Raw genomic sequence first — 4,938 nt, 5'->3', positions numbered from 1 at the left:
CTCGGCGCCCTCGGCGCGCAGGCGGCGGGCGAGTTCGTGGACGACGAGGGCGCCGAGGCTGTGGCCGTACAGGGCGTAGGTGCCCGCGAAGTGGCCGTCCAGGCTCTCCATCAGGTCGTCGAGGAGCGGGTCCAGGTGGGTGTGGGGTTTGTGGCGGTAGCGCTCGGCGCGGCCCGGCGGCTGGAGGGGGCAGATGTCCACGCCGGGGCGGGCGAGGTCGCGCCAGGGGGCGAACGCGGCTGCTCCGGCGCCCGCGTTGGGGTAGCAGAACAGGCGGGGACGGTCCGGGGCGGCCTCGCCGAAGGGGAGCCAGGCGCGGGTCGCGGCTGCCGTGGTCACAGCACCTCCACCGTGAGGTCGTCGGGCGGGAGTGGGCCCGTCCGTGGTCGGCTTCGATCACGACATGATCGCCGTCGCGCTCGGCCTCGGTGAACCCCGTGACGGCGGAGGTGACGTAGCTCATCAGGTTGCGGCCGGTGTTGCCCCGGCGGGGTGCTGTGGGCGGGTCAGTGGCGGCCGGGGCCGGGCAGCGGGTCGGCGGTCTCGTGCAGCCGTGCGCGCAGGCGGCGGGCGTCGGGGTGGCCGAGGCGGTCGAGGAGTTCCAGGGCCTCGCGCCACAGGAGGACGGCGGTCCGGGGGTCGCCGGCGTCGCGGTGGGTGGCGGCGAGGTGGTCGAGGGACTCGGCGATCTCGGCGAGGTCGCCGCGTTCGCGGCGCAGGCGCAGGGCGTGCCGGAAGCCGGTGATCGCCTCCTGGTGGTCGCCGAGGTGGTGGTGGGCGTGGGCGAGGGTGTCCCAGGTGGCGCCCTCGCCGTCGCGGTCGCCGAGGTCCTGGAGGATGCGCAGGGACTCCCGGCCGTGTTCGACGGCGGCCCGGTGGTCGCCGAGGTGGGACAGCCACCAGGCGACCTGGTTGAGGGCGCGGCCCTCCCCCACGCGGTGTCCGGCGGCGCGGAACAGGGCGAGGGCCTGCCGGGCGTCGTCGAGCGCCTCGGGGTACCTGCCGAGGCGTCCCTCGATGCCGCCGAGGTTGCGCAGCGCCTGTCCCTGGCCGGCGAGGTCGCCGGCGTCGCGGCACAGGCTCAGTGAGCGGTGCAGCCGGGCCATGGCCTCCTCGTGGCGGCCCTGCCGGGAGCGGACGCGGCCGAGGTTGCGGCAGGTGCGGGCCTCGCCGACGGTGTCCGCGCTCGCGCGGGCCGCCCTCAGCGCCGTCTCGTGGGTGTCGGCCCATTCGGCCCAGTGGCCGGCGAGGTCGAAGTAGCTGACCAGGGTCCAGGCGATCTGCCAGGCGTGGGTCTCGAAGCCGGTGCGGGCGGCGGTGTGCACGGCGGCGGTCAGGTTCGGCAGTTCGGCCGTGCACCAGTCGAGCGCCTGCCGGTGGCCGGCGGGGGTCTCGGGGGTGACGGCCGGGTCGGGGTCGGCGAGGGGGACGGGGTCGCGGTACCAGCTGAGCGCCTCGGAGGCGGCTGCCGCGCTGTGCAGGTGGTGGTCGAGCAGTCTGCGCAGTGCGGCGCGCCGGTCCGCGTCCGGGTCGTGGCGGCGGGTCAGTTCCGCGGCGTACGCGCGCAGCAGGTCGTGGGCGCTGTGGCGGCCGGGTGCGGGCTGGTCGAGGAGGTGGGCGCGGGTCAGTTCGGCGAGCAGGGCGCGGGCGGTGTCCCGGTCGGTGCCGGTGAGGCTCGCGGCGGCGGGGACGGTGAGGTCGGGGCCCGGGTGCAGGCCGAACAGCCGGAAGAGGCGGGCCGCCTGCGGGGTGAGCCCTCGGTACGACCACGAGAACACGGCCCGTACGTCCGTCAGGGGGTCGTCCCCGGCGAACGGGTCGAGGCGGGCGCCGGCGTCCCGCAGTTCGCGGGCGTACGTGGCGAGCGGGAACTGCGGTGTCATCGCGGCGCGGGCGGCCACGACGGAGAGGGCCAGCGGCAGGCGGGCGCACCGGGTGACGATCTCCCCGACGGCGTCCGGCGCGTCCAGCACGCGGGCGGGGCCGAGGCGGCGGGCGAGGAGGTGGCGGGCCTCGTCCTCGGCGAGCAGGCCGAGGACGACGGGGTGGGCGCCCTCCGTCGCGACGAGGCCGGTGAGGTGGTTGCGGCTGGTGACCAGGGCGAGGCAGCCGGGGGTGCCGGGCAGGAGGGGGCGGACCTGTTCGGCGTCGCGGGCGTTGTCCAGCAGGAGGAGGACGCGCTTGCCGGTCAGGAGGCTCCGGTAGAGGCCGATCTGGGCTTCGGGGTCGCGGTCGATGCGTTCGGCGGGGACGTCGAGGGCGGTGAGGAAGCCGCGTACGGCTTCCTCCGGGGTGACGGCGGCTGCGGTGGGGTGGAAGCCGCGCAGGTTCACGTAGAGGCTGCCGTCGGGGAAGCGGTCGGCGACCCGGTGGGCCCAGTGGACGGCGAGGGCGGTCTTGCCGACGCCGGCGGTGCCGATGATGGCCGAAATCGCCCGTTCGCCGTCCAGGGCCGCGTCCAGGCGGGCGAGGTGTTCGGTGCGGCCGGTGAACAGGACATGGGCGGGCGGGAGTTGGTTCGGTACGGGGGTGGAGTCGGCGCCGGTCGCGGCTTCCTGGAACTCGGCGCGCAGGGGGCCCGTCAGGTCCAGGGCGTCGGCGAGCTGCCGTACCGTCGTGAGGCGTGGCCTCGCGATGCGGCCCGTCTCCACGTGACTGATCGTGCGGACGCTGACGCCGGACCGGTCGGCCAGTTCCTCCTGGGAGAGCCCCAGCCGGCGCCGGTGGCCGCGCAGCAACTCGCCGAGCATCGGCACCCCCAGCTCCCCGCACCCGGGTCAACTGTGACACCGGGGTGCGCCCCGAGCGTGAGGGGCTATCGCGTCAGTTGCGGGGAAGTTGCGTGCGGCTTGCCTGGGCGGGGTGGCGGGGGGCTGGGAGCGTTCGGGGTGTCCGGAACGCTCCCGACCAAGGAGGAGACAGTGATCAGGAACTCCACATCCCGGCTCACAAGCGGTGGGCTCGCGTTCGCGGCGCTGGCCGCGCTGGCCATACCGACGGCGGTGCTGGGAACGGCGACGCCCGCGTCCGCCGCATGCGGCACGAGCGGCCCCGACATCGACAACCGGGCCTATGTGAACCAGACGGCGGGTGTGGCCGCCAACATGCGCACCGGTCCCAGCACGGCCTGCGGCGTCGTCGGCTGGGCCGACAACCGGGACCTTCTCGACTACCACTGCTACGTATGGACCGGCTCGACTTCCTGGACGTACCTCAGGAACGTCACCGACGGAACGTACGGGTGGGTGCACGACCCGCTGCTCCCCGGGTACGGCTCCATCGTGCTCTGCTGACATACGTCCCGTGACGTCGCCCGCCGGGCGCGGGGGTCCCGGTGGGCGATGTCGGAAGGGGACCCGGAGTGGGCCCGGGAGTAAGAAATGCATGCGGTTCCCGCGAGTTCTCGCCGATGAATTCAGTCGAAGAATTCAGCCGGGTAATTCGAGCGAACTCGATCTTCTCCGGGGAATCAATGATCCGGGTATCCGACCAGCCTCCGGAACAGCCAGCCGCCCGGCTTTGACATTGCAAGATTCAAACAACGGCAACCGGCCGGGGGCCTCGTAGCCGGTGGCGGCAAATCACCCGGATAGGGCTAAATGCCCGCCGGTGAAACGTGTCGACTATTCCACTCAGTGAAAAAGCGCGTAAGAGATTCGTCGTCCGACTTTTTGGACGCGCTTCGGCCGTGCGACCATACCGGCCGAACCGTTGCCGGACACAGCCGAGAGCCCTGGCGCACAAACGCCGACGGCGGCGTTGCATTTCGGCCGACCGGCGTCTGTTCCGGCCAGATCTTCCCAGCGATCCGACTTCCCGGCAGCCCTCGCTGCACCCCCACGCACCCCCCACCACCGCGAAAGAGGTACCGCCTTGCCCGCCACTCCCAAAGGCAGGTACACCACCGATCTCCCCGACGGCGACGACGTGTCGTCCTCCGGCCCCGGCTCCCCGCCGAGCGTCGTCCATGTCGACTCCCGGCTGCGCGTGGTCGCCGCGAACAAGCCGTTCACCGACATGTTCCTGGCCGACTCCCCCGAGCCGGCGGGGCAGTCGTTCCCCCTGTTCTTCCACGAGGCGGCCCAGGCGCACCTGCGTGAGCACTTCGCCCAGCTACTCGCCGGCACCCAGCCGCAGTTCAGCGCTCCGCTGCCGATGGTCACCGCGCAGGGCGAGGTCGTCGACTGCCTGGTCTCCTGCGTCGCGATCTCCGCGAGCGTCCATCTGTCCTGCACCGAGTGCATCGCGCTCGCCTCGATCCGCCTCGACACCCCGTTCGGCCCGCCGCTGCCGCTGCTGCCCGCGCCCCCGGCGCTCGCCGAGGTGCCCTCGCACGTCCTCGAAGGGCTCGCGGCCGGGCTCTCCACGCAGCAGCTCGCCTCCCGGCTGGGCCTGAGCAGCCACGGTGTCGAGTACCACGTCAGCTCCATGCTCCGAAAGCTCAAGGCGCCCAACCGGTCGGCGCTCGTCGCCCGCGCCTACGCCCTGGGCATCCTCGTCCCCAACTGCTGGCCGCCCCAGGTCCGCCCCCAGTACACGACCCGCTCGGCGGCCGTCGCCGGCCCCCGACCGACCCGGGTCTCCTGACCGGCACGCCACCGCCGCCGCGAGCCTCCCCCTGAACGGCTCGCGGCGTGCCGCCCCGGCTCCCCGAGAGCCCCGCGAAAACACCCCGCGAATTGTCCGCTGACATATCAGTCGGGGCGCCGGGAGAAAAACTCTCGCCACACCGCGCGGAACACGGCCGCCCGTCTTCCTCCTGCCCATCTCTTTGTCAAAAACTGACGTTCTGATGGGGCTGAAGCCGACTTTCCGATCAACGATCAACTGGTGAGCACGAAAAGAGCACTCGCCGCCGGCGCCGTCGTGGCCGCCGTCCTGGTCTGCCTCACGGCAGCCGGCGAGACACCCCCCACACCCCCCTCCCCTTATACACAT

At 72.9% G+C, this 4,938-nt stretch carries 4 protein-coding genes; 2 read left to right on the top strand and 2 right to left on the bottom strand.

Annotated elements, in window-relative coordinates:
• Positions 1-339, bottom strand: a 339-nt coding sequence (locus AOK24_RS43200) for a thioesterase II family protein (RefSeq protein ID WP_240554410.1), incomplete at its 3' end; no start/stop codon positions are given.
• 167 nt (positions 340-506) lie between these two features.
• Entirely contained in the window at positions 507-2,750 is a 2,244-nt protein-coding gene (locus AOK24_RS43195; RefSeq protein WP_240554411.1) for an ATP-binding protein, read from the bottom strand.
• Positions 2,751-2,921: 171 nt separating this feature from the next.
• Here AOK24_RS43195 and AOK24_RS43190 point away from each other — a divergent pair, with 171 nt between their 5' ends.
• Together AOK24_RS43190 and AOK24_RS49025 are read left to right on the top strand one after the other, a co-directional pair.
• Positions 2,922-3,293: an SH3 domain-containing protein gene (locus tag AOK24_RS43190; RefSeq protein ID WP_055725306.1), complete on the top strand. Its 372-nt coding sequence runs from the start codon at positions 2,922-2,924 to the stop codon at positions 3,291-3,293.
• Between the two features lie 580 nt (positions 3,294-3,873).
• Positions 3,874-4,587 (top strand): PAS and helix-turn-helix domain-containing protein, encoded by a 714-nt coding sequence (locus tag AOK24_RS49025; protein ID WP_055725305.1) that lies wholly within the window; start codon positions 3,874-3,876, stop codon positions 4,585-4,587.
• Positions 4,588-4,938: the final 351 nt, after the last annotated feature.

It is taken from the genome of Streptomyces niveiscabiei, from assembly GCF_001419795.1.
Lineage (GTDB): Bacteria > Actinomycetota > Actinomycetes > Streptomycetales > Streptomycetaceae > Streptomyces > Streptomyces niveiscabiei.
The sequence above is the reverse complement of the archived record's forward strand: the minus strand, read 5'-3'. Positions and strand labels throughout refer to the sequence as shown.